The organism is Bradyrhizobium tunisiense (assembly GCF_042263385.1).
Lineage (GTDB): Bacteria > Pseudomonadota > Alphaproteobacteria > Rhizobiales > Xanthobacteraceae > Bradyrhizobium > Bradyrhizobium tunisiense.
In genome coordinates this window covers 102,154-126,755 of record NZ_JBHLEV010000009.1, presented here as the reverse complement: position 1 = coordinate 126,755, position 24,602 = coordinate 102,154, and the positions used below count along the sequence as shown (strand labels likewise).

Sequence of the window (24,602 nt, the reverse complement as noted above, 5' to 3'; positions counted from 1 at the left end):
ACTGAACCCCGGTAGGCCGGTGCGTTCAAGAGGATGCCATGAAAGCAGTGTTGGTCGAAAATTACGATCGTATCGAAAATATCATCATCAAGGATGTGGCTAAGCCGGATTTGTCAACGGGAATGGTCCGCGTTCGAATCCAGGCAGCTGCCGTCGGCTTCGTGGACGGCCTGAAAGTGCAGGGCTTGTACCAGACCAAGGACCCTTTGCCGTTTACGCCCGGGTCTGAGTTTGCGGGCATCGTTGACGAGGCGGCTGCAGATGTTGGGGGCTTCGCACCCGGTACGCCCGTCATCGGGATGGTCAGAAATGGTGGCCTTGCCGAGTATATTTGCGCAAACGCCCAAGATCTTTTCGTTACGCCAAATGGCATAGAGCCGGAGGTCGGCGCCTCGTTCTTCGCCAATTACCTCACAGCGCTGTACGCGCTTAGCGCCCGGGCAAAGCTGCAGGGTGGCGAGACACTTTTGGTTCTGGGGGCCGCCGGCGGGGTAGGAATAGCGGCTGTTCAGGTTGGAAAATTGCTGGGGGCCCGCGTCATTGCGGCGGCTTCGACTGAGGAGAAGCGACAATTTGCGATTCAATTTGGGGCAGATGCGGGCCTCGATTACACGCGTGAAGGGTGGCGCGACGAACTTAAGGAACTCACCGGCGGTCGCGGGGCAGACGTGATCTACGATCCGGTCGGAGGAGATCTGAGCCTGCAGGCCTTCCGCTCGATCGCCTGGAATGGCCGGCACCTGGTGATCGGCTTTGCTTCCGGGGCTATTCCATCGCTGCGGTTCAATCTGCCTCTTCTGAAAGGCGGGGCGTTGTTGGGTGTCGACCTGGCGCAGATTGGTCGTCGTGAACCGGATGTGCGAGACCAAGTCATCGCCCAGCTATTCGGTTGGTTGAGCGGGAAGACACTTGTTCCCGTCGTAGGAAAGGTCTTTGCGTTCGAGGAATTCCACGAAGCGTTCAAAGCGATGACGACCCGTTCGGCCCTGGGAAAGATGGTCGTCAGGATCGGCTGACCATGCTCCTCGATTAGGTGTTCGGAGACATCCTCATGAAAGTATCAGACGCGCTGAACTCAAGGACCTCTGTGCGGGCATTCTTGGACTTCCCGGTCCCTATGGAGACCGTCAAAGAGATCCTGCTCACGGCCAGCCGCTCACCCTCCGGCGGAAATCTACAGCCGTGGCATGTCTGGGCGCTTGGCGGCCAAGAGCTCGCACGCTTCAAGGCGTTGATGGCTGAGCGGATCAAGATCAACCCGATGGGCGAACAGCCAGAATACAACATCTATCCGCCAGAACTGAAGGAGCCCTATAGAACTCGGCGATTCAAGAATGGCGAAGATCTCTATCGCACCATCGGGGTTCCGCGCGAAGACAGACCTGCACGTCTCAATCAGCTTGCAAAGAACTTTACGTTTTTTGGTGCGCCTGTCGGCCTGTTTTTCGCCATCGATCGCCAGATGGAGCCTGGGCAATGGGCCGATCTCGGCATGTACATGCAATCTATTATGTTGCTCGCTTTGGAGAAGGGATTGAGTACCTGCCCGCAAGAGGCGTGGGCGCTCTGGCACAAGACCATTGCGGAATTCATCGGGCTGCCTTCCCATCTGATGCTCTTTTGCGGCATGGCTCTCGGCTACATGGACCCGGAACATCCGATCAACCGTCTGCGCGCAGATCGCGCCGGCCCATCGGAATTCATGACGATCCGTGGATTTTGATTAGGCGGGCTCGACTACGACGGAAGTCGCCCGATATCGGAGCGTCCGTAAACTGATCAACGGCTTCGCCAGGAACATGCAATATCCATTTTTAGCAACCTTTTGATGTACTACGCCACATAAGAAGGCTCAGCACTCTGCATGAACATGGGAGGCTGGCCCGTGAGGGACATTGTGCAATCATCGCAATTAACAGGGCGAAGCCGCACAACACCTTGAACGAAGCTCGCCATACCGAACCTCAAAACCCCTTTAATTGATTCGCGGCCTTACCTAGCTCGCACGGAGGTCGGCGATCTCGAAACCGCGAAGTCGCTAATGACAACGTGACGTGAGCCGCATTTTGACAGCTATCCATGGTGTAGATGCGGCCCATCAACATAATCGATTTTACCAATCCTAGAAGATCCCGCATAAGAAAACGTCTTGGTTTGGAGAGAATCCTTCGGCCAATCAGAATGGTGCTCGATTTTTGCCTAGAGCCGAGGGAATATTTCGGTGCTTGCCGAGCATCAACTCAAGCGCATTTTCGGTCCGGTCAGGTGCTTGGGCGGTTACATCGGTCGGTAGGCTCTGCCACTGTCGACGAAAGCCGGCGGAATGTAACAGCGTCGTTCCTCCGAGACTGACTTCTGTCCGGTCACCCAAGGCGGCCGGGGTTCTTTTGTGTGCCATGCACGAGCGACAGCTTTGAGATGGAAAATTCTCTATCCAGCTATCCGCTTTACGAATCTCTTGAGAAGGAGGCAGGGCCATCATGCTTGGCTCTCAACCCAGCCAACGATGATGAAGTTCATGCCGACAGATAACTGGACTCCCCGCGGGTCGTCGATCTGCATTGAGTGTCATCGATCTTTAAGTGGCAACTTGCGTGATGTGTCCACGTGGCGGTCCTACCGCGACTACGATGTTGTCTTCCTTGCGGGGAGAAGAGTCTGCACATGCGATGGCTCTCTGTTCACCGCGCGCTCGCGCCTTACCGCCTCCTGCTGCCGCGACATGCTGGCATTCAATCGTGCTCGCCCAAACCGCGCTTCGGCTGGCGAAGCTTGTTCTGCCCCGCAGAATCCGAACGACCCAGATCCACAGCAATCCGAGCACCTTCAATCGAAGGTCTCAAGAAAAGCGTAGCTGTTCTGAAAGCATTATTCTTGAAATTGGGGGATGTTGACCCGCATGTGTGGGATTGTAGGCATTTTGGGACGCGAACCCGTTGCGGAGCGGCTGATCGAAGCGCTCACTCGGCTGGAATATCGCGGCTACGATTCAGCGGGAGTCGCAACGCTCGACGGCAATCATCTTGAGCGCCGGCGCGCCGAGGGCAAGCTGAAAAATCTTGAGGCCAGCCTACGTCGCAATCCGCTACCGGGTCACACTGGTATTGGTCATACCCGCTGGGCCACTCATGGCAAGCCCACAGAGTCCAACGCGCATCCGCATACGACGGACAATGTCGCGGTCGTCCATAACGGAATCATCGAGAATTTTCGTGAGTTGCGCGCCGAACTTGAGCAGAATGGCGCTAGATTTGTTTCCGACACTGACACCGAGGTGGTGGCGCATCTGGTCGAATCCTATCTGAAGATGCGCTACTCGCCCCAAAAAGCAGTGAAAGAATCCCTACCGCGACTGCGCGGTACGTTTGCCCTGGTATTCCTGTTCAAGGAGCACTGCGATCTCATGATCGCTGCCCGGAAGGGATCCCCGCTCGCGATCGGCTATGGCAATGACGAGGTGTATATCGGTTCGGATGCCATTGCGCTCGCGCCGTTCACCGACACCATCACTTACCTTGAAGATGGGGACTGGGCCGTGTTTACCCGCAAGATCGGCGTCATCTACGATTCCGAAGGCGCGGTCGCACACCGCGAGCCGCTGAAGTTGGGTGTGTCGTCGTTCCTGGCTGACAAGGCGAATTATCGACACTTTATGGCCAAGGAGATCCATGAGCAGCCGGAGGTGGTCGGACAGACGCTGGCGCGCTATATCGACACAGCCCGCGAACGTGTTGCGCTGCCGGTCAAGCTGCCTTTCGACGTCAGAGAGGTCCGGCGCATCACGATCACTGCTTGCGGCACAGCGAGCTATGCGGGCAGCGTCGCAAAATACTGGTTCGAGCGCTTTGCGCGCGTGCCGGTTGAAGTCGATGTCGCCTCCGAGTTCCGCTATCGCGAATCGACCGTGCGCAAAGGTGATCTCGCGATCTTTGTTTCGCAGTCGGGCGAGACCGCGGATACGCTTGCTGCACTCCGCTACGCCAAGGCGGAAGGCGCACACACACTTGCCGTCGTCAATGTACCAACATCGACCATGGCTCGCGAGAGCGAAACCGTGCTGCCGACGCTGGCCGGCCCGGAGATCGGCGTTGCCTCGACCAAAGCCTTTACCTGCCAACTGATAGTGCTAGCCGCACTTGGAGTCGCGGCCGCCAGGGCGCGCGGCGAACTGTCCGAGGATGAGGAGATCGAGTTGGTGCGTGGCTTGGTTGAAATTCCTCGCCTGATGTCGGTAGCGCTCAGCACCGAGCCGCAGATCGAGAGGCTTGCATGCGACATCGCCAAAGCGCGGGACGTACTCTACCTCGGTCGCGGCACGAGCTTCCCGATCGCGCTAGAGGGCGCATTGAAACTGAAGGAAATCTCCTACATCCATGCAGAGGGGTATGCTGCGGGCGAGCTCAAGCACGGGCCGATCGCGCTGATCGACGAGACCGTGCCAGTAGTGGTGATCGCACCGCGTGACCGCTTGTTCGAGAAAACGGTCTCGAACATGCAGGAGGTGGCAGCGCGCGGCGGGAACATTGTCCTCATGACCGATGCCAAGGGCGCTGAAGAGGCGACACTGGATACGTTCGCCACCATCGTGCTGCCCGACATGCCGGCCGCCTTCACGCCGATGGTCTACGCAATCCCCGTGCAGCTGCTCGCCTACCACACGGCCATCGTGATGGGCACTGATGTCGACCAGCCGCGGAATCTCGCCAAATCCGTGACCGTCGAATAGTGAGCCGGTCGGTCGCTTCTGGTCCTCAAACAGGCCTAGCCAATTATGTCTGAGCGTTCACGACTGGCCCGCGCCGCCATGGTCGGGGCTGTCAAAGGCGCCAGCGTCTCCCGCTCGCGGGTTAGAAGCTGCGACGATGTCGGACAGGTCCTCGACACGCGCATTCAGGAAGCCGTCCGCATGCAAGGTTCGCTGGTATCCCGTTTTGAAAGTCCGCCCAGAAAGTCGGCGCCCCGCCAAGTTACCATTTCGCTGACGTCGCGCCAGTTCGGTCCGCAGGCGACGGTCGACCAGGCGCAGGCCGCCTACGACCAGGCGCAGGCGGGCATCGCCAAGCTGTTAGGTGCCGTTCTCGGGCGATCTCCGCGTGCGCCAGACCGCGGTTGGCCAGTACCTCACCGCTGGCACCGCGATCGTCTCGCTGACCGGTCTCTCGCGGCTGTCGACCAATTTCACGGCGACCCGAAAGGATTCCGTCAACCTCGAGGTCGTCCAGGTGGTCCGGCTCAAGTTGGATGCCTGTCCGGGGCGCGTCTTCGACGGCAAGATCACCACGATCGAGCCGCAGATCGCCAGCGAGACCCGCACATCCGTGTGAAGGCGACGATCGCGAGCCGGGACAAGATCCTGAAGCCCGGCATGTTCGTGACCGCAACGGTCGTGCTGCCCGGCGACCAGGTTGAAGGATGTGCCGAAGGGCCTGGAGCCGCGCAACAAGGTCGTCGTCGTCGGCCAGCTCAAGCTGCATTCGGGGGTGGCCGTTGCGATTTCGTCCCATACGGCGCCGTCCATTCCAGCCCAGCCGGCGCGTTACCGATTAATGCGCTCGCGTGATCCGGCGTGAGGCCGGGTCAAACCACTCAAGCAAACGAATTCGAGATCGCAGCGATGACCTTTACCGATATCTTCATCAAGCGACCGGTTCTGTCGGTCGTCCTCAGTCTGCTGATCCTGCTGATTGGCCTGCGCGCAGCCATGGTACTGCCGATCCGGCAATATCCGAAGCTTTCCAACACGGTCATCAACATCACGACGGTCTACCCCGGCGCGTCTGCGGACCTGGTCCAGGGCTTCATCACGACGCCCATTGAGCAGGCGGTCGCTTCCGCCGAAGGCGTCGACTACATTACCTCGTCCTCGGTGCTCGGCACCTCGACGATCCAGGTCTACATCAAGCTTAACTTTGACCCGAACCAGGGGCTCACCGAGGTGCTCGCCAAAGTGAATTCCGTCAAATATCTGATCCCGAAGGAATCCAACGATCCGGTCGTCACTAAGACCACCGGCCAGACCACGGCCGTGATGTACATAGGCTTCTCTTCTGAGGAGCTCTCGGGCTCGGCAATTTCGGACTATCTGACGCGCGTCGTGCAGCCGGTGCTGTCGACCGTCGATGGCGTGGCGTCCGCCGATATCCTAGGCGGCCAGACCTTTGCGATGCGGTTGTGGCTTGACCCGGTGAAGATGGCCGGCCACAACGTGTCCCCGGCTGATGTCGCGGCCGCGATCACTGCCAACAACTTTCAGTCCGCGGCCGGGCAGACCAAGGGCTACCTCATCCTCTCAAACATCACGACGAACACAGGCCTGACCGACGTCAACGAGTTCAAGAAGTTGATCGTCAAGGCCAAGGACGGCGGCTTCGTGCGGATGGAGGACATCGCCACCGTCGAGCTTGCAGCCCAGAGCACGGATGCGAACGTTGCCTTTGACGGCGAGCATGCGATCTTCATCGGCGTGAACGCAACGCCGCAGGGCAATCCGCTAACCCTTGTGACCGGTGTGCGCGCGCTGTTCCCCGAGCTCGAGCGCAATCTGCCACCGTCGATGAAGATGAAGGTCGCCTACGACTCGACCAGGTTCATCCAGTCCTCGATCGACGAGGTCGAGAAGACGCTGGGCGAGGCCGTGGTCATCGTCATTATGGTGATCTTCCTGTTCCTGGGCTCGTTCCGCTCGGTGATCATCCCGGTCGTCACCATTCCCCTGTCGATGATCGGCGTCTGTACGCTGATGCTGGCGCTCGGCTTCAGCTTCAACCTGCTGACGCTGCTCGCCATGGTGCTCGCGATCGGCCTCGTGGTCGACGACGCCATCGTGGTGGTGGAGAACGTCCATCGCCATCTGGAGGAGGGTGAGACGCCGGTGCAGGCGGCGCTGCAGGGCGCGCGCGAGATCGTCGGTCCGGTCATCTCCATGACCATTACGCTCGCCGCGGTGTACGCTCCGATCGGCTTCCTCGGGGGCCTCACCGGCTCGCTGTTCCGTGAATTCGCCTTCACGCTGGCAGGTTCGGTGATCGTGTCGGGCGTCATCGCGCTGACGTTGTCGCCGATGATGTGCTCGGGGCTTCTGAAGAACACGGAAGAGGGCCGGTTTGCGAAGCTGGTGAACAGGTTGTTCGGCGCCGTCACGCGCTGGTATGGCCGCAGGCTCGACCGCTCGCTTGACTATAAGGCCATCACCGGGCTGGTCGCGGTGACGATCCTTGGGCTCGTCGGGTTCCTCTACATGCACACATCGAAGGAGCTGGCGCCGGAGGAAGACCAGGGCATCGTGTTCGCGGTGATTAAGGCGCCGAAATATGCCAACATCGACTATCTCGATTTCTATGGCGACAAGCTCGACAAGAAATTTCAAAGCTTCCCTGAGACCGATCTGCGCTTCGCGCTGAACGGCATCAACGGTCCCCAGAACGGTATCGCCGGCATGCTGCTGAAGCCGTGGGATGAACGGAAGCGCTCTTCGATCCAGTTGATTCCGCTGGTTCAGGCCGAGCTCAGCAAGATCGAGGGCGTCCAGGCGTTCGCCTTCAACCTGCCGCCGCTGCCCGGTGGACCCGGCGGCCTGCCGGTGCAGATGGTGATCAATTCGACCGCGGGCTTCCAGGCCGTCTATGAGCAGATGGAGAAGCTGAAGGGCGCCGCGCGCAAGAGCGGCATGTTCATCGTCTCCGATAGCGATCTCGCCTTCAACCAGCCGACCGTGAAGGTGAACGTCGACCGCGCCAAGGCCCAGGATCTCGGCATCAACATGCAGAACATCGGCAGCGCGCTCGCGATCCTGGGCGGCGGCAATTACATCAACCGCTTCAATCTCGAAGGCCGCTCCTACCAGGTGATCCCGCAGGTACCACGCGCTCAGCGGCTCTCGCCGGAAGCGCTCGGCAATTACTACGTGGCGACCAGCACCGGCCAGCAAGTGCCCCTGTCGACGGTGGTGTCGGTCGAAACGTTGACCGCTCCGAATTCATTGACCCACTACAACCAGCTCAACTCGGCGACCTTCTCGGCCGTACCGATGCCCGGCGTGACTGTCGGCCAGGCCGTCGACTTCCTTGAAGGCGAAGCCAAGAAGCTGCCGCAGGGCTTCAGCCACGACTACCTTGCCGACTCCCGGCAGTACGTGCAGGAAGGCAATCAGCTCGCCGTCACCTTCAGCTTCGCGCTGATCATCATCTTCCTGGTGCTGGCGGCACAGTTCGAGAGCCTGCGCGACCCGTTGGTCATCATGATCTCGGTGCCGATGGCGGTCGTCGGCGCGTTGATCCCGCTGTTCTTCGGCGCAGCGACCATGAACATCTACACGCAGGTGGGCCTGCTCACCCTGGTCGGCCTGATCACCAAGCACGGCATCCTCATGGTGGAGTTCGCCAACGAGCTCCAGCTCAACGAACGGCTTGACCGCCGCTCGGCGATCGAGATGGCGGCTCGCATCCGGCTGCGGCCGATCCTGATGACGACGGCCGCGATGGTCACCGGCCTGATCCCGCTTCTAACCGCGACGGGCGCCGGGGCTGCCAGCCGCTTCTCGATCGGGCTCGTGGTTGTCGCTGGCATGTCGATCGGCACGCTGTTCACCCTGTTCGTGCTACCGGCGGTCTATGTGGTGCTCGCGACCGACCACCGTGCCCCAAGCCAGATCCGTGCGGAACAAGCGGCTCGAAGAGCTGAGTCTCGGCTCGAAGGCGGTGCGGCTGACCTGAGGGCGCTCGATTGAAGATCCAAAACGGCAATGGCCATTGCCAAGGCGCATCCGCGCCGAAGCAAGTGCGAGTTGTGCGGAGATGAGGGTGCTGCCATCGGGCAGGCGTTCCGCCGTGAGTCCGTGCAATCTTTAATGATGGTCGATATTGACGGCCAACAAATGAGGATATGTCGGGAAGCCTCGCGACCAAGGTTTGATGCTAGGGGCTGGCCCAAGATGTTTTCGATTGAGGCAGCGAGCTCGATGCCTCACCCAAGGAATCGACCATCTGCTTCAACCGGTTGGCTTGATTGACACGCCTCTCCGGAAGCTGCGAACGTCCGACCGTTCGGGCTGAAAGGCCTCAACTAGAACTGGCACGGCGCTCGCAGGATTGCTGTCGCCACATACGAAAACATCAACGGCCGCGTAGGACCTCTCAGGCCAAGTATGTAAGGTCATGTGCGATTCAGCCAACAACGCTATTGCCGAGACGCCGTTGCCCGGACAAAACTTATGAACATGAAGGTGGAGTAATGTCGCACTCGCCGCATGGATGGCTTTTCGGATGGCGTCTTCCGCAAGGTCCGGATCGTCGAGGTTTTTCGCTCCCCATAGCTCGATGAGCATATGCGTCGCACCGGTTGATAGAGCCGGTGGTAATTGCTCCTCGTTATCAATAATCATTAAGCAATCTCCGGTGAATTGTCGGCTCAATAAGATGAGCTATTCGGAATTTAGGTGACGAGGTGATCCAGGCGGCGTGTTTTGCCGGTACGTGCATGACCTCAATACCGCCGTTGAATCCGACAACTGCGATGCCCTTCAGCAACTGATTTGTGCCTTTGAGCCGACGCCGAGTCCTTGACGTGGCGATCAGCAGCTCGAGCACCCTCGGCCTGACGGTGATTGGCGACAAGATGTCCTTCGTCCGCCTTTGAGCGCTTGACGACTGCCCCCCAGCGGCTGTGAAAATGACGCTGGTCTCGTGGAAACGGTAACATGTGTCTGTATTGGCTCTTGCACAATCGATGTTACCGCTTGAGCGCCATAGGAATCCGCAGCCCGGCGAGGGCCAAGTCCCGCTTTCATGAGGAGAGCACCAAACCATAGTCCAGACGCCCGTTGGTTCCGGGTGCCATGCAGACTCGCGCATGTCGACTACAAGATCCGGTAGGTGCCAACGCCAATGTGGGGCCCTAGGGTCCGGCCGCGTTCCCCTGACGATCATCGAGGTAACAGTAGTGAACGCAAAGGACGGGAAGCTAAGAAACGGACAAACCGGCACACTATGACCGGCCGACACCGGGGGCTACGCACTGCATACCCTCAATCAGGATCGTCGGTGTTCTGATTAAGGGCCCCAGAAGGCGATGAATGGGGGACGCGTATGCCTAGCCGAGATCTATCCAAAAAAAATCAGTTTGTGGAATGTCAACCGATCGAGGCGATCACGGCGATCGATCGCCTTGCAAGATCGGATCCGGAGAGAATTGCGCTGAGAAGCGGCGCAGACGAACTCACCTACGAGGCGCTGCGGCTAAGATCGGATGCCCTCGCAAGGAGGCTACGAGAGCATGGCGCTCGCGGCGCGGTCGTCGGATATTCGGGTGAGCGCGGCTTCGACTGGGCGACGGCGGTCGTCGCAATTTTGAAGGCCGGATCAACGTACCTACCGCTCGATCCATCGTTACCGGCTTCACGCACATCGTTCATAATTGAGCAGAGCCGCTGTGCTCTGATTATTGGCCCCGACCAGCAGCATTCGCTCAGCCTGTTCCAGTCGAGCAGCAAAGGCACCACCCAATTCATGCCGATAGAGGCGGCGCGGCGTGAGGGCCGGCCTTCGTCTTTCGCGCCATCATCGAGCGCGGATGGACTCGCCTACATTCTATTTACGTCTGGTTCGACGGGCCAGCCTAAGGGCGCAATGATTGCGAATGCAGCCTTAAACAATCATTTGGCGGCAAAAATTAATGCCCTAGCCCTCACTCGTACGGATTGCATCGCGCAGACGGCATCGCATTGCTTTGACATCTCGCTGTGGCAACTTCTGGCAGGGCTTTGCGTCGGAGGCAGTATCGCGATCCTTGATGATGCAACACTGAAATCGCCAGTATCTCTTCTTAAAGCAGTTCAAGGGCACGGCGTGACGGTTGCTCAATTCGTCCCGTCAATGCTTGCAGTATTTGTTCAATATCTGCAACCCCTTGCGGCGGCTGAGAGAGCTCTGGACAGTTTGCGCATTATTTCTACGGTTGGAGAACCCCTGACACCCGGACTGGCGCGCGCATGGCTTGCCTTATATCCGGAGGTCCCCATTCTCAATCACTACGGGCCGACCGAGTGCGCCGACGGCGTTACGCACAATCTGGTTTCACTACCGCCCGCGGTGGCTGACACTTATGTGCCGATCGGCAAGCCGATTGCGAACCTTGAGGTCTATGTCACCGATGGATCTCGTCTGTGCGACACGGGAGAGGTCGGCGAAATCTGTGTGAGCGGCGTAGGTGTCGCTGCTGGTTACGTCAACGACGATGTTCGCACCAAGGATGCCTTTGGGCCAAACCCGTTCTCCAGCAAACCGGGGTACCGGCGCCTATACAGGACAGGTGATCTCGGGCGCGTCCGTTCCGATGGTCTCTTGGAATGCCTCGGTCGACGGGACCGTCAGGTCAAAATCCGTGGGCACAGAATTGAGCTGGGAGAAATCGAGGCACGCCTCTGCGCTCATCATTCGGTACATGGCGCTGTCGCGATCGCCTCTGTCTGCGCAGGCGTAAAACTTATGGCGCGAGACATAACAAGCGCGGAGCGGGAAACTGGATCGAGACGGCTAATCGCGTATGTGTCAGCCCCGGCTGAAGTGACGGAAGCCGAGCTTCAGAACTTTGTTGCCGAAACGCTTCCTACCTACATGCTTCCGGAAAGGATCATCCACGTCGGCTGTATTCCGCTGACCAGAAACGGAAAAGTCGATTTTGGAGCATTGCCGGACCCGACCAGTGTTCGTCCTTTATTGCCGACGCCATTCGAGGGGCCGCGAACAGAGCTCGAAGCCCAGCTGTGGCAAATTTGGGCGGGCGTTCTGCGCATCGAGAACATTGGCGTGAATGATCAGTTCATAAGCCTCGGCGGCGACTCGCTCCGAGCAATGCTCATATTGGGTCAATTGCAGACCCAGCTCGGAGTGAGAACGGATTTCAGGCTGGTCCTGAATGGAACGATACGGTCTCTTGCGGCTTCGATCGCGTCCCGAGTCGACTCCAAATCGTGCTCAGCCCCCGCCTACGGAAAGCTTGCGCGAGCACCTCTGACTCGAGTTCAGGAGCACCTATGGTTTCTATCCCAGCTCGATCCATCTGCCAGGAACTACATCATTCAAGGCGGCCTGCGAATAAGAGGCTTCATCGATCTGGCCGCGTTCAACCGTGCCTGGACCGATGTCGTTCATTTCCATCAGGCGCTTTCTGCACGCTTTATCGACGAGGATGGTCCGGTTCAGCTCTTTGATGATCCGAAATGCGCAAAGCTTGACTTGACTGACGCATCTCATCTCACGGCGCAGCAAGCCGAGGAGCTGATCACAGAGCTACGGCAAACAGAGCTGAGTGGCAGCTTTGATCTCAGCCGGGGTCATCTGTTTCGCGCGCGCATGATCCGCTTTCGCCCTGACCACCATCTGATATTGATCACCGCTCACGAAATTATTATCGATGCCTGGTCGATCTCTGTTCTGCTCAGAGACCTTCGACAAACGTACTTACATGCCGCGGCGCCTTTGCCAAAGAACCGTGCCTCACTGTCGACCTACGCGGTCTGGGAAAGACAGCGCGCGACTCCAGAGGCGCTGGCCAAGCAACGTAGCTATTGGCGCCGTCAGATTGGTGATGATCCGCCGGTGCTTTCGCTTGGAACAGGACAAGCGCGGCCGCGGACAAAGTTCCACCGCGGCGCCTCGCATGCGGTGCTGCTCGGCAGCGAACTCTCCAATCAGGTGCGGGAGTTTGCGCGCCGACATAGGTGCACTTCGTCGACAACCCTCCTCGCGTGCTTCAAGCTGCTGCTACGGATGTACAGCGGTCAGGACGATGTTATCGTCGGCATACCGCACGTCGTACGGGATCAACCCGGCAGTGCCGACATTGTCGGCTTTTTTCTGAATATGCTGCCGATCCGTTCCGCGATCGATGTTGGTCAGTCCTTTGCGGTTCATGCCTTGCGCGTCCAGGGCCTAGTCAGCGATGCCATCGCAAACTCGGCATATCCGTTCGGCTGGATGGTAAGGGATAGCCGGCTATATCGCGAAGCGGAACGATCGCCGATCTTCCAGGTCATGTTCAACATGTACTCCGAGGCCGCGGAGCCACCGGATCAGCATGAGTTCGATCTGACATTCCGCGAATACGACACCGGTTACGTAAAATTCGATCTGACCTTGTACGCACAAGATCAGGGCGATGAAATTGCCCTCCAGCTAGCATATGCCGAAGACATATTTTCCAGCGATCTCATCGCCCGCATGGGTGACAATCTGCGCTGTCTGATTGCAGCCTGCGTTGAGAATCCACTTGCGCCCATTAAGGATCTGAGCTGCCTCAGCGGGGCGGATGCCGTTATGATGGACTCGCTGGATGGCTCGGCGCAGTCATACCCGACTGAATGTCCACTTGTCGAAGCGTTCGAGCAAATCAGTGCCACTCATCGCGGCCAGGTGGCATATTTTGGTGATTTCGGTGAGATCACATTCGGCGATCTGCGCGAGCGCGTAACAGCAATCAGGTCCTTACTGGAGGCGTCTGAGGTGGGGGCTGGCGACGGGGTCGCCATGCTGGTCGACCGGTCGCCTGACGTGGCCGCTGTTATTCTTGCGGCACGAGCCTTGCAATCCATCGTTGTCCCCATATCGCCGGATTATCCGCGTGATCGGATGGACCATATCCTGCGAGATAGTCGGGCAAAGCTTTTGGTCCACGCAAGTACCACTGCCCTTGGTTTTGACCTGCCGTCGATTTGTCTGTTGACCCTGGAAGGGTGCGGCACGCTCGCGCACGAGTCTGAGTGCGGCGACAAACCATCAGATCAGGGAATTGCGAGCCTTATATACACGTCGTCCTCGACCGGGAAGGCGAAGGGGGTTCTCATACCGGAGTTGGCAATTCTTAATCGACTGAACTGGATGTGGCGAACCGCTCCGTTCGAGAGCACCGACGTGATGGTTGTCCAGAAGTCCGCATCACTTGTTGCGTCCGCTTGGGAATACTTCGGTGGGCTTCTAAGAGGTGTGCCCGCGCTGATCCTGACCCGAAAGCAGTTGCTGGATCCAGATCTGCTGTTGAGCACGTTGGCGGAACGTCGCGCGACACACTTATTTGCCTCGCCACCACTCCTGACCGGCCTCATTGCCTCCCGAGAGCGGCAGCCAAGATCCACTTCCTTGCGGTTCGTCACAAGCAGCGCTGAACCGATGCCATCTTCGCTTCCAGTTCGCTGGCGTACGTATTTCCCGGACGTGCCGTTGTGGAACTTCTATGGTGCTACGGAATGTGCGTCCAACGCTGCGGTCTACAAAACGTCGGATGCCGACGACGGCGGGTCGCATGTCCCCGTTGGGCGCCCAATCGATAACGTCAAACTCTACGTGCTCGATGCCGCGTTGAAGAGAGTCCCTGTCGGAGCCGCCGGTGAACTCTGCATCGCGGGACGCTGCGTAAGCGCTGGGTACTGGATGGATCAAGAGCGGACAACACGTTGTTTCGTGCCAAATCCTTATGGTGACGGACAGTACAGCGTTCTTTATCGAAGCGGCGATATCGCACGCATCTCAACCAGCGGCCTTCTCGAGATTTGCGGCCGGTCGGACAACCAGATCAAGGTACGGGGGTATCGGATTGAGCTGGAGGAGGTTGAAAAGGCTCTTGAGTCTCATCCCGCAATCACAAAGGCCGCGGTCGCTGCAGATGGCATGGTTGGCGATCGTCGTTTGATCGCCAGCGTGATTCCCGCGCGCGACAGTCTAAGCTCGGAAGAGATTGTCACCCATCTTAAGCAATCATTGCCGTCCTACATGATTCCCGCCGCCTTCCGTTTGGTTGACAATATCCCCCTCACGACAAGCGGGAAGATAGATCGTGCGGGCCTGTCGTCCGTTCCTTACCGCGAGGTCGGGCCTGCTTCATCCGCCGAGCCCGGCACGAGGAAGGAGCGTATCCTTGCTGGGATCTGGCAGGATCTATTGGACGTCAAGCGGGTCGGAATTGATCAGGTCTTCTTTGATATCGGTGGAGATTCTCTTCTAAGCGTGCGCTGCGTCACGTTGGCACGCAAAGCCGGGCTGAATCTTACTGTTGACCAACTCTATCGAACGCCGACAATTAGGGAATTGGCGGCAGATGGAGCGACGGTTGCACTCCGTACCGCCCCTTCCGTGGACGGCTCGTTGCCGGTTACCCCCGCAATTGCATCTTGGAGGCCTCTTGTCGGCTTCGATGAGCACTACAACATAGGCGATCTGTTCTTCCTGCCCGGCGGGATCCTGGATATCCGGCTGCTGGAGCGCGCCCTTGCTCATGTCATGGATAGGCACGAAGGCCTCGGGCTCCGTATCGCCCGAACCGACGATGGTCTACGTCTGACGATCGCAGCTTCCGTGGCCGAACGTCTCGTGGAGGAGATCAATCTTGTCGGAATGACCAGCCTGCGGCAGCGTAAGGCAATCGAGAGCATCTCAGCAAGACGTCAACATATGTTTCGTTTTGACGGCCAGACGCCTCTTGTTAACGTCACGGCGTTCCGCACATCGGAAAGCGGCGACTACTATCTGCTGGTCCTGATGCATCATTTTGTAGCGGACGGGATAGGCTATCGACTGTTCCTCGAAGCATTGGATGCGGCCTACGACGCCCTTGGCTCAGGCCACGCCGTAAGCGGCCCCGAGAATATGCAAATGCTCTCTCCATGGTTGAAGCGCCTTGAGCACTACGCGAACAGCGAGGCGCCAGCCGAACTCGAATACTGGGAGGGGATCGACTACGATCAGTTCAATTTGCATGTCGGTCCCACGTCGGCGGGTAGCGCGAGCTTTTCGCAAGGGACTGCGAGAGAACTTCACTATGCACGCCTTGAAGGCCGCGCGGGTGACGCGAATTGCCGAGTCCTTTGGGAAGATCAGGCCAAGCATCATCTGGAGATTGGCAAAGAAGCGACAGCTGATCTGCTCAATATTGCAGCCAGATCGGCGCATTGTAAGGACATCGACGTATTTCTTGCCGCCATATCCGGCGCCTGTGGACGTGTTTTCGGCAACTATTCACTCTGGATTGATAGCCTTACCTCGACCCGAGGCCGGCTGTTTGAAGATATTGATCCATCGCAGATCATTGGCCATATCAGCGAGCTCGTTCCGCTTTCCTTGAGTGTCGCCGGAACGGAGGCTCGGCCCGATCGTGTTCGTTCAATAAACCGCCAGCGCAATGCCCTGCCGCGCAGGGGAGTAGGGTTTCGGGTCTTGAAATTCGTAAACCGAGATCCAGCCGTGGGGAGCCGGATCAATCGTCTGCCCTTACCTAAAATCGGACTGAATTATCGAGCGGGTTTGCAGCGCCATTTTCCGCGCCGCCTCCTAGCCCAGGACCCGTCTTCAATCTGGATCGGCGAAGACATGGATGAAGCCGCCGCGAGTCACCTCTTCTGGTTCGACGTCGGATATCAAGCCGGCCGTCTGCAGATTGAAACAAGGTATGATCCGACCCAGATCGGTTATGAGGTGACCCGTAATCTTTGCACGGTGTTGCAACAGGAGCTGTTGCTGACGATCAGCGAATTCGGAAGAGCCGGCGACACTGTCATCCATGAATGAGCCGGATGCAGAAGTCGCCGTCGAAAGCGATCGCGATATCATGCCAAAGAACAAACAGCACATTGATCTATCGGATCCCAATCTGTCGAGCCTAATCCTGCGGCTCGCCATTCCGTCTATTGTTGGCTTATCGATCAACGCGTTACAGCAGGCCGTCAACGCGATCTTTGTTGGCGCACTTGGCGCGCAGGCGATCGCAGCTGTCAGCATGACTTTGCCTGTCGTGGTCCTGCTGACGGCAGTCGGTCAGGGAATCGGTGTTGGAACAGCCTCGTTCATATCTCGTCATCTTGGTGCTGGTGAGTACCTGGAGGCAAGTAGGGGCGCGAGTACTGCACTGGCCCTGGCCGCTCCGATCGGCATCATGTTTACGGTTGCTCTGCTTCTAAACCTGCGAGGGATTTTCGTAACGCTCGGGGCAACTCCAACCATCATGCCCGTGGCGCTCGACTATGCGGCGACGCTTTTGTGCGGGTACACCCTGATGCTTCTAAACATCGTCAACGGCTTCATCGTCAGAGCCGAGGGCAACACACGATTCAGCATGTGGACGATGATTACCGCCTTCATGCTGAACGCCGTGCTCGATCCGGCCTTCATCTTCTTACTCGACCTCGGTGTACGAGGCGCAGCCCTCGCAACACTGGTATCTCAGATCGCTGCTATTGCCCTCTATATCGCGTATTTTTCGAAGCTACGCGGGATAGTCCTCGTCAAGATATCTTACATCTCGCTGCGAACAAGTCGCATCAGGCAGCTCGCGTTCATAGGAGCACCCGCGACCATGACCGGTATTTTATCTGCCATTGCCTCAATGCTCTTGTACGGAGCTGCTGCGCCGTTTGGCGACGATTCCATCGCGGCCGTGGGAATAGCTGTGCGATTGCTGACGATCGGCGCACTGCCGGTCACCGGCTTTTGTATGGGCTCTCAAGCTGTCCTGGGTTTCGGTTGGGGCGCACGCGATCTTCCCCGCGTATGGAAGGCCGCAAAGCTCATGCTGTCCATGACTGTCGCCCTTTCGGTTGCGTATTCTGCGGCCGTTGTGATTTTTGCCCGACCTTTGGTCAAGCTGTTCAGCGATAGCGAGAACGTCACGGAAATTGCCGTTTCGGCCTGTATCGTCTTCCATCTCTTTTTTGGGCTTTTTGGTATAGAGAGTTTCGTGACGACGATGCTTCAGTCGTTCGGGAGAGCACGCCTTAGTGTGATTGTGTCCTTGGCCAGGCACGGATATTTCTTCATACCGGCCGTACTGTTGTTGCCAGTTATATCGGGTTTCAACGGACTGTTGGCCAGTCAAGCAATCGCCGAGCTGGGCGCCGGAATGATCGCGCTGTGTGCCATGGTCCACCAGTTCGCTGAGCTCAGACGAGCGCTTCGGAACCCCACTTCAGCAGCGATCGAGAATCGCGGGTCGACCTGACAACGGACATCATCGCGGACGAGAGCACTGAGCCGACCTCGTCGGAGAGGTGTTGCTCTCCAAGACGTGACGCACGTGATGTGCAAGAGCCATGCAGCTCTAGTGGTATCTCTTGGCCTGCTCACCTGTGGTGCTTGAGCGGCAGAGCTTCGCGAGGGCTGCTCCGGGACGCGGCTCTTCGCTCAGCGCCTGCTCCATATTGCCTTATTGCCTTCCACGAAGCGGACCTTGGTACGCTGCACGGTCGAGCCGCCCACGCCAACGCTCGCGGCGATCTCCTCGTCGCGGGCCTCGGCATCAGCGGCCAGCAGAACCTGTGCACGTGAACAAGGTCCATCACACCATCACCCCGGTCGGACCTCGGTGAAGACGAAGATTGGCTACATCTCGATTGAAATGGAGACCGAGCACGGAGTGATCTGAGTCTGTGGCGTCGACGAAGATGGCGTCAAGACGTTCACCGACTTCGCAATCGAAAACCTGATCGAGCTGACCAGGTTCGACAAAGAAAGCCGTGGACTGCTCGCCCGGTGACTCTGCGGTCTGCGCCGAATGGATACGCGCCAGGCGTTGAAGGTAGCGCTTGAGCGGACCGATGCTCCAACGCCGCGAGATGAGCCTTTCCAATCGATACGAATTGGCGGTCTATGGCAGACGGATCGAACCTGAAAATGGCAGGACTGCGTCAGACGTTCCACCTTGCAGAGATTTAGTGACGTCCGAAGTGCGGCGGGCGCTTTGACATCAAACGATGGTTTGGAACGCTACACTACCCCACGCGCCCGGTCTTCAGCTTCAGCAAATCAATGCAAGCTTTTTGGCTTGAACTGCCCGAAAGCTCGCAGCTTGATTCTCGGTTTCCGCCCGACTCGAGCCCCACGATCCGCGATTTCGTCATCTATAGTCGCGGCTTCCGCCGCTTAGAGCGGCGAGCGAGCAGTTTCAATCAAACTTGTAGGAAGCCTGCAGGAACGTGCCCCAGCGTTCCATGCGATAGTTCTCAGGATTGGGCCCTTCGGTAACAGGAAAGCTGCCCTCCTTCTTGGATCCGGTGTCGAGTCCCTCACTATGTTTTGAAGTCCACATGGCCCAATACCGGCCACCGACGCCGACGCTGAAATTGTTGGTGATGAAATAGGACAGGACTCCTTCGACCTGCACACCACCGCCACCGCTCCCGCGCTGATCGTTGAAAGTCGTCAATGGGCGCAACAGATGGTTGTCGCGACCCTGGAAATCGGTCCAGGGCAGGTAAGCAACATCGGCGCTGACGCGCCAACGGTCGAGCAACATGGTCTCAGCACTGAGGCCGATGCGCAGCGCATTCCAATCAGTGTCTTGGCTGCCGATAATCCGTGTATCGCCCCGCGCAAGGCATGGAAAGTCGGGGGAGGCGATCTGCGTGCATCCTGTTGTGTCAGATTTCTGGCTGTAATAGGTCCAGCCCAGGAACCCACCGACCTTGTAGGCGGAGCCGCGCAAGAAGTCATAGCCCGCATCGACCGTGTAGTACATGAACCTTCCGTTCGTTTGGCCCGCGGTCATGTTGGAATAGGCGATGGGAGTTTCAGGAGAGGGTATGCCCCAATCTTCATCGTTCATATGTCCGTTGTTGAAGCGCCCGATCCCGATATTGCCCTTCAGGAAGATCCCCCAAGGGCTGTCCACGCGTTCGAACAACTCGCCGGAGATCCCATCCAGCTTGTGATAGGTGAGCCTTGATACGAGATCGCTCCCGTGGTCCCATTGAAACCTTCCTCGGCTCAGCCAGAACCGTGTGCCGCTTTCCAGCGACCAACCGCGGGTGAAGGCAATCGGCGGCGCGCTGACGGGCGGCGTTGCCGCATGTAGCGGCGTATCGGACCATCCCGGCGTCCGTGGGTCGGCATCAAAATGGTAGTTCAGACCAACTTTGGCGATGTGATAGTTGCTGGAAAGGCTGGTGGTGTTGGCTGGGACCGTTGCCAACGGGAGCCGTGCAGTCGGAGGGGTTGCCACACTCGGTCCGCCGAACCACACATAATCGTACTCAAGTTTGACGGACCATGCAGGCGTCAGCGCTTGCTCGACGCCGGCGCCGATTGTGCTGCCGACCCGACCATACTCGAAATGGGTGGCATTCTGTGGCGCCCAGCCATCTGGGTGGTCTTCGTCACGAAACTCGTTGTTGTTGACGACATGGCCCTGATTGTGTTGCCAAGCCACGCCTCCCTTGAGATAAACCAGCGTATAGCCCTGCGAGCCAAACGCGTAACCCAGGCGACCGGTCCCGGTGACGAAGACGCTTGGACTCGCATTGCAGTTTGCGCTCACAACAAATCCGGAGGCGGCAAGACAGGTGTTTGTACCGTCCGACGCGGCCCCACTGGCATCCACTTCAACACCAAAAACCCAGCTGTCCTTCTGCCAATTGTAGCCGATCTGACCTCCCAGCAGGAACACTAGGGTATCGACAACATCCCCGTAGATTGACGGACCATACGGATCACTGAATGATGTCCGGCCGTAGCCCCCGCCAACGTGGGCGCCGAAATATCCTCCGGTCCAGCTCCACAGTACCGGTGGGACTTCTACTGCGGGCTCAAGATATGCCGAATTGACCGCACCGCTTGCAACGAGCGCAGCTGTTGCTGCACCCCAAGAAAGAACTCCAGATCGCATGTCACCTCACGAAACACAACGCGCGCGCCATCTTGGAACGAGGCCCGAATGGTCGATGTTGTTGGCGCCGCATCCACGCCGCTTGTGGTGTGCAGGATCGAGGCCAGCGGATGCGACGCGCATTGCCTGCGGGTCTTCGTTGGCGATGTCGTCTTTCCTCTCAAGGCTGGCGGATTTGAAACGCGACGCGTCTGATGACGGACACAAAGCACACGCCCCACCCAACGTAGCGGATCATGTTCGATTATCCGAGAATCTCCGTCGTTCTCAGGCCACCGCCTTGAGGTCTTGAGTGCGGTAGGTCCAGGGCAGTAGCCGGTCGGCGCGATTTGGCTGTCCGTTGATGATACCTGTCAGGACGTCGCTGAACTAGGCGACAGGATCGGCGCCGGGCGCCTCAGGTTAAGCGGTCGTCCTTGTTAATCGCTCTTAAGGACAGCAGTTGATCCCGCGTCCCGCCGCCTAGGGGCGGCGCTATGCTGACGCTCCTGCGGCTGCTTTTTCTGGATGAGAAGCTGAGGCGTCCGTTTTGTCCATTCACATTCGAGCTTTATCGGACGACCTCGATCCGAACGAATCGATTCCGCAATCGCGAAGCCGGTGCTGTCCTCGTGAGCTCGCGCTGGTGACTGTCATCACTACCGGCAAACGCAGGCTTTGTTGATGTCCGATGTTGTCGGATTTGCAACAGGGGTCTGCGGCTAGGTCGGGATCACAACAACGTTCTGATAGGCCGCTCGCGCGCACTATCTGCTTTCAAACGCACGAAATTTTTTCTCTGACGCAGTCTTGGCACGATCATTGCCAAACCTTGGCCGAGCACCGTCAACGCCAACAGGGAACTTCGAGGGGAGCATGAGTGCCGTCACCATTCGCAATGTCGCGGAAATCAGGGGCTGCGCTAGGCAACTTATCCGCAATAAGCTGCTCATCGAGCAAGGGCTGAAGGTCTACCCGGAGAAGGCCGCGAAGAGGCGCGCTTGGCCTGTCCGCTTCACTCGTATGAGCGGGAACGAGCCCGGCGGCGGACCTAGGATCATCCGCTGCAGGGACGCTATGCAGCGTGACCTCTCAAAAGCGTTCGCAGCGGTATTCAGCACACTGCATTGTGCGGACGCACTAACGAGGGCCTCGGTGAAGAATGCTCTGCTGACGATTGGTTTCGGATTTCAGCATCCTCTGTCTGCAACATTCGCACCCAAGCGATTGGTCAGGACATGGTTCGGGATCGATCCATTGAATTGGCGCTCTGTCGCGCCTCCCGTCAATATTATCGATATCCTTGGGGTGGCGGCGTTGCGGCAACCGGTCGACGATCTCGCGCGGCGTCTACCTGTCCACGTCACAGCAATTCTGCAGCCATCCAACACAGGCTGGCTCTACGCGGAGACGAACGGAACCGTCGCGAGAGCAGTCGCCTTTGGAATGATGTCGTCCGGACTTCTGGCTCAGATTGCCACAGAAGTATGTTCCGCGCGGCCATTCTTGTGAGTCGGCTACGTAGCAGGAGGCATAGCATGAGAGTGCCGGCCAAACTGCCGTCAAATCGACGCTTCGGCCTGACATTTGGCGCCGTATTTCTTGCGTTGGGCGCATGCGCAGCCATCAAGGGAAAAGTCGCTGCCGCTTACGTGTCGCTCTTTGCGGTTAGTGTCGCATTCGGCGGCATAGCATTGACCGTCCCGCGAATTCTCGCGCCGCCCAACCTACTCTGGTTCTACTTCGGCGAGCTGCTTGGACGGATAGTCAGCCCGCTGGTTCTGGGCATCATCTATTTCGGGCTTCTAGTACCGATCGCCTTCATCGCTCGCGTGCTCGGGCGCGATGAGCTTCATTTGAAGCGACGACCGGTCGCAAGTTACTGGATCAGTCGTAGCCCGCCAGGTCCGACAGGTCAGTCCTTCACACACCAGTTCTGAGGCGCATATGTTTCTCTTCATCAAGGAACTCTGGGCGTTCATGCGTGTTCGCAAAAAGATGTGGCTCGGCCCCCCAATTCTCCTCATGGTTGTCATAGCCGCTCTGCTAGTTCTGGCGCAAGGCTCTGTCATGGCGCCGTTCGTTTACACGCTGTTTTGACCAGTGAATATCCTGGGTATCTCAGCCTACTACCATGACTCTGCCGCTTGTCTCGTCTCAGACGGCGAACTGGTAGCTGCCGCGCAGGAAGAGCGCTTTACGCGGAAAAAACACGATCCAGGCTTTCCTGCCAGTGCGGCTCGTTACTGTCTCCGCGCTGCAGGGCTATGTCCAGCCGACGTCGACTATGTCGTCTTCTACGACAAACCTTTTAGCAAATTCGAGCGGATATTTGAAACCTATCTAGCTTTCGCGCCAAAGGGATTTAAGAGTTTCGCAACATCGATGCCGGTTTGGCTAAAGGACAAGCTGTTTCAAAGAACGTTGATTGCTGAGGCCCTGAAAGAGCACCTCGGGAGTGATGTTGATTGGTCGAGGCGGCTCCGCTTTTCAGAGCACCATCTCAGTCACGCAGCGTCGGCGTTCTTCCCGTCGCCATTTCACGAAGCCGCAGTGTTGACGATGGATGGTGTCGGAGAGTGGACGACAACCTCGCTTGCGATCGGCAAGGGAAAGGACCTATCCGTCTACAAGGAGATTCACTTTCCGCATTCGCTTGGCTTGTTGTACTCAGCGTTCACTTACTACATCGGTTTCAAGGTGAACTCCGGTGAGTACAAGGTAATGGGACTGGCGCCCTACGGCGAGCCAAAGTATGTGCATCTGATAAAGGAGCACCTGATCAACCTCAAGGAGGATGGGTCATTCCACCTGGACATGCGCTTCTTTGACTACTGTACCGGACTAACAATGACCAATGGTCGCTTCGAGACGCTATTTGGTGGTCCGGCCAGACGCCCGGAAAGTGGGTTGACGCAGAGGGAGATGGATCTTGCCGCCTCCATTCAGGCCGTTACCGAGGAGGTCGTCCTAAGGCTTGCAAAAGGAATCCGGACCACAACCGGCCAGAGAAATCTCTGCCTCGCAGGAGGAGTGGCGCTCAATTGTGTTGCGAACGGAAAGCTCATGCGGGAAAAACTCTTCGACAACATCTGGATTCAGCCGGCTTCTGGCGACGCCGGCGGCGCGGTGGGCGCAGCACTCGCCGCCTACCATCTCATGCTTGAAAAGCCCAGGAGCATCCATGCGGGCGACAGCATGAACGGCGCATACCTCGGACCGGAGTTCAGTCAGCGCGAAATTGAAGAGCGTCTAGGAAAGGCCGGCGCGGTATTCACGGCCGAATTCGATGAGGCACTGATTGACAGTGTCGCACATGCTCTCGTCGACGGTAAGGCGGTTGGGTGGATGCAGGGTCGGATGGAATTCGGCCCGCGTGCGCTCGGCGGACGTTCCATCATTGCTGATCCCCGCTCACCGACCGTCCAGAAGCAGCTAAATCTCAAGGTGAAGTATCGCGAGTCTTTCCGCCCATTTGCGCCGAGTGTTCTGCGAGAGGACGTGTCGCAATGGTTTCAGCTTCATTCCGACAGCCCCTATATGCTCCTTGTGGCCGACGTGCTGAGCACGAAGCAGTTGCCGATGTCGGAAAAGCAAAAGCAGCTCTTCGGCATCGATAAATTGAACGTCGTGCGCTCGGACATTCCGGCTGTCACACACGTGGACTACTCCGCGCGCGTGCAGACTGTGCACAGCGCGACCAATCCGCGGTTTCACAGGCTGATATCGAAGTTCAAGGAACTAACCGGATGCCCCGTTCTCGTGAACACCTCATTCAACGTGCGAGGAGAACCGATCGTTTGCACTCCAGAGGATGCGTTCCGCTGTTTCATGGGAACGGAAATCGAAATGCTGGCCGTCGGCAATTCGCTCTTACGGAAGGAAGACCAGAGCAGAACGTTGATGAATGACTATCGTTGTTGCTATGAACTTGATTAGAAAGCCGGGCGTTCGAGCTGTGCGCCAGGCAGCGGTCGTGATTTCTA

At 58.1% G+C, this 24,602-nt stretch carries 13 protein-coding genes and 2 pseudogenes; 11 read left to right on the top strand and 4 right to left on the bottom strand.

Going from position 1 to position 24,602, the window contains the following annotated elements; translation table 11 throughout:
• The first annotated feature begins 38 nt into the window (after window positions 1-38).
• From ACFDR6_RS29970 to ACFDR6_RS29950, 5 genes and pseudogenes are all read left to right on the top strand, one after another.
• Window positions 39-1,016 (top strand): NADPH:quinone oxidoreductase family protein, encoded by a 978-nt coding sequence (locus ACFDR6_RS29970; RefSeq protein ID WP_375860506.1) that lies wholly within the window; start codon window positions 39-41, stop codon window positions 1,014-1,016.
• A gap of 35 nt (window positions 1,017-1,051) precedes the next feature.
• Window positions 1,052-1,723 carry a nitroreductase gene (locus tag ACFDR6_RS29965; protein WP_375860505.1) on the top strand — a complete coding sequence of 224 codons (672 nt, stop codon included), beginning with the start codon at window positions 1,052-1,054 and terminating at the stop codon, window positions 1,721-1,723.
• A 1,176-nt stretch (window positions 1,724-2,899) separates the two neighbouring features.
• Window positions 2,900-4,726, top strand: coding sequence for a glutamine--fructose-6-phosphate transaminase (isomerizing) (gene glmS / locus ACFDR6_RS29960; RefSeq protein WP_375860643.1), 1,827 nt, complete (start codon window positions 2,900-2,902; stop codon window positions 4,724-4,726).
• Window positions 4,727-4,804: 78 nt separating this feature from the next.
• A pseudogene (locus ACFDR6_RS29955) lies at window positions 4,805-5,570 on the top strand (efflux RND transporter periplasmic adaptor subunit); the annotation flags it as partial.
• 44 nt (window positions 5,571-5,614) lie between these two features.
• Window positions 5,615-8,725, top strand: a complete 3,111-nt coding sequence (locus ACFDR6_RS29950) for a multidrug efflux RND transporter permease subunit (protein ID WP_375860504.1) — start codon at window positions 5,615-5,617, stop codon at window positions 8,723-8,725.
• A gap of 261 nt (window positions 8,726-8,986) precedes the next feature.
• Here the strand turns inward: ACFDR6_RS29950 and speD are convergent, their stop codons facing one another.
• On the bottom strand, window positions 8,987-9,379 hold the full coding sequence (speD, locus tag ACFDR6_RS29945) for an adenosylmethionine decarboxylase (RefSeq protein WP_375860502.1): 393 nt from the start codon (window positions 9,377-9,379) through the stop codon (window positions 8,987-8,989).
• Between the two features lie 703 nt (window positions 9,380-10,082).
• Between speD and ACFDR6_RS29940 the strand changes: the two genes are divergently transcribed.
• Both ACFDR6_RS29940 and ACFDR6_RS29935 read left to right on the top strand, forming a co-directional pair.
• Window positions 10,083-16,550 (top strand): non-ribosomal peptide synthetase, encoded by a 6,468-nt coding sequence (locus ACFDR6_RS29940; protein ID WP_375860501.1) that lies wholly within the window; start codon window positions 10,083-10,085, stop codon window positions 16,548-16,550.
• Window positions 16,543-17,976 carry an MATE family efflux transporter gene (locus tag ACFDR6_RS29935; protein ID WP_375860500.1) on the top strand — a complete coding sequence of 478 codons (1,434 nt, stop codon included), beginning with the start codon at window positions 16,543-16,545 and terminating at the stop codon, window positions 17,974-17,976. The genes ACFDR6_RS29940 and ACFDR6_RS29935 overlap by 8 nt, the downstream gene beginning before the upstream one ends.
• 159 nt (window positions 17,977-18,135) lie before the next feature.
• Here the strand turns inward: ACFDR6_RS29935 and ACFDR6_RS29930 are convergent.
• From ACFDR6_RS29930 to ACFDR6_RS29920, 3 genes and pseudogenes are all read right to left on the bottom strand, one after another.
• Window positions 18,136-18,299: pseudogene (locus tag ACFDR6_RS29930) on the bottom strand (IS630 family transposase); the annotation flags it as partial.
• 13 nt (window positions 18,300-18,312) lie between these two features.
• Window positions 18,313-18,603, bottom strand: a complete 291-nt coding sequence (locus ACFDR6_RS29925; protein WP_375860499.1) for a hypothetical protein — start codon at window positions 18,601-18,603, stop codon at window positions 18,313-18,315.
• 315 nt (window positions 18,604-18,918) lie between these two features.
• A complete protein-coding gene (locus ACFDR6_RS29920) occupies window positions 18,919-20,637 on the bottom strand; it encodes an outer membrane beta-barrel protein (RefSeq protein WP_375860498.1) in 1,719 nt (572 codons plus the stop codon).
• Between the two features lie 855 nt (window positions 20,638-21,492).
• Between ACFDR6_RS29920 and ACFDR6_RS29915 the strand changes: the two genes are divergently transcribed.
• The 4 genes from ACFDR6_RS29915 to ACFDR6_RS29900 are packed head-to-tail and all read left to right on the top strand — an operon-like array spanning window position 21,493 to window position 24,555.
• The gene (locus ACFDR6_RS29915) at window positions 21,493-22,128 is read left to right on the top strand and encodes a hypothetical protein (protein WP_375860496.1); all 636 of its coding nucleotides are present in this window, start codon (window positions 21,493-21,495) and stop codon (window positions 22,126-22,128) included.
• Between the two features lie 26 nt (window positions 22,129-22,154).
• Entirely contained in the window at window positions 22,155-22,556 is a 402-nt protein-coding gene (locus tag ACFDR6_RS29910) for an SxtJ family membrane protein (protein WP_375860495.1), read from the top strand.
• 7 nt (window positions 22,557-22,563) lie between these two features.
• Window positions 22,564-22,716: a DUF5989 family protein gene (locus tag ACFDR6_RS29905; protein WP_270163034.1), complete on the top strand. Its 153-nt coding sequence runs from the start codon at window positions 22,564-22,566 to the stop codon at window positions 22,714-22,716.
• A 3-nt stretch (window positions 22,717-22,719) separates the two neighbouring features.
• On the top strand, window positions 22,720-24,555 hold the full coding sequence (locus ACFDR6_RS29900) for a carbamoyltransferase family protein (protein WP_375860494.1): 1,836 nt from the start codon (window positions 22,720-22,722) through the stop codon (window positions 24,553-24,555).
• Window positions 24,556-24,602 lie beyond the last annotated feature (47 nt).

Bases quoted from the DNA above. Each gene is read 5' to 3' on its own strand.
- ACFDR6_RS29910 (WP_375860495.1), top strand. From the start codon at position 22,155: ATGAGAGTGCCGGCCAAACTGCCGTCAAATCGACGCTTCGGCCTGACA.
- ACFDR6_RS29905 (WP_270163034.1), top strand. From the start codon at position 22,564: ATGTTTCTCTTCATCAAGGAACTCTGGGCGTTCATGCGTGTTCGCAAA.
- ACFDR6_RS29965 (WP_375860505.1), top strand. From the start codon at position 1,052: ATGAAAGTATCAGACGCGCTGAACTCAAGGACCTCTGTGCGGGCATTC.
- ACFDR6_RS29970 (WP_375860506.1), top strand. From the start codon at position 39: ATGAAAGCAGTGTTGGTCGAAAATTACGATCGTATCGAAAATATCATC.
- ACFDR6_RS29935 (WP_375860500.1), top strand. From the start codon at position 16,543: ATGAATGAGCCGGATGCAGAAGTCGCCGTCGAAAGCGATCGCGATATC.
- speD (WP_375860502.1), bottom strand. From the start codon at position 9,379: ATGATTATTGATAACGAGGAGCAATTACCACCGGCTCTATCAACCGGT.
- ACFDR6_RS29940 (WP_375860501.1), top strand. From the start codon at position 10,083: ATGCCTAGCCGAGATCTATCCAAAAAAAATCAGTTTGTGGAATGTCAA.
- ACFDR6_RS29915 (WP_375860496.1), top strand. From the start codon at position 21,493: ATGAGTGCCGTCACCATTCGCAATGTCGCGGAAATCAGGGGCTGCGCT.
- glmS (WP_375860643.1), top strand. From the start codon at position 2,900: ATGTGTGGGATTGTAGGCATTTTGGGACGCGAACCCGTTGCGGAGCGG.
- ACFDR6_RS29920 (WP_375860498.1), bottom strand. From the start codon at position 20,637: ATGCGATCTGGAGTTCTTTCTTGGGGTGCAGCAACAGCTGCGCTCGTT.
- ACFDR6_RS29950 (WP_375860504.1), top strand. From the start codon at position 5,615: ATGACCTTTACCGATATCTTCATCAAGCGACCGGTTCTGTCGGTCGTC.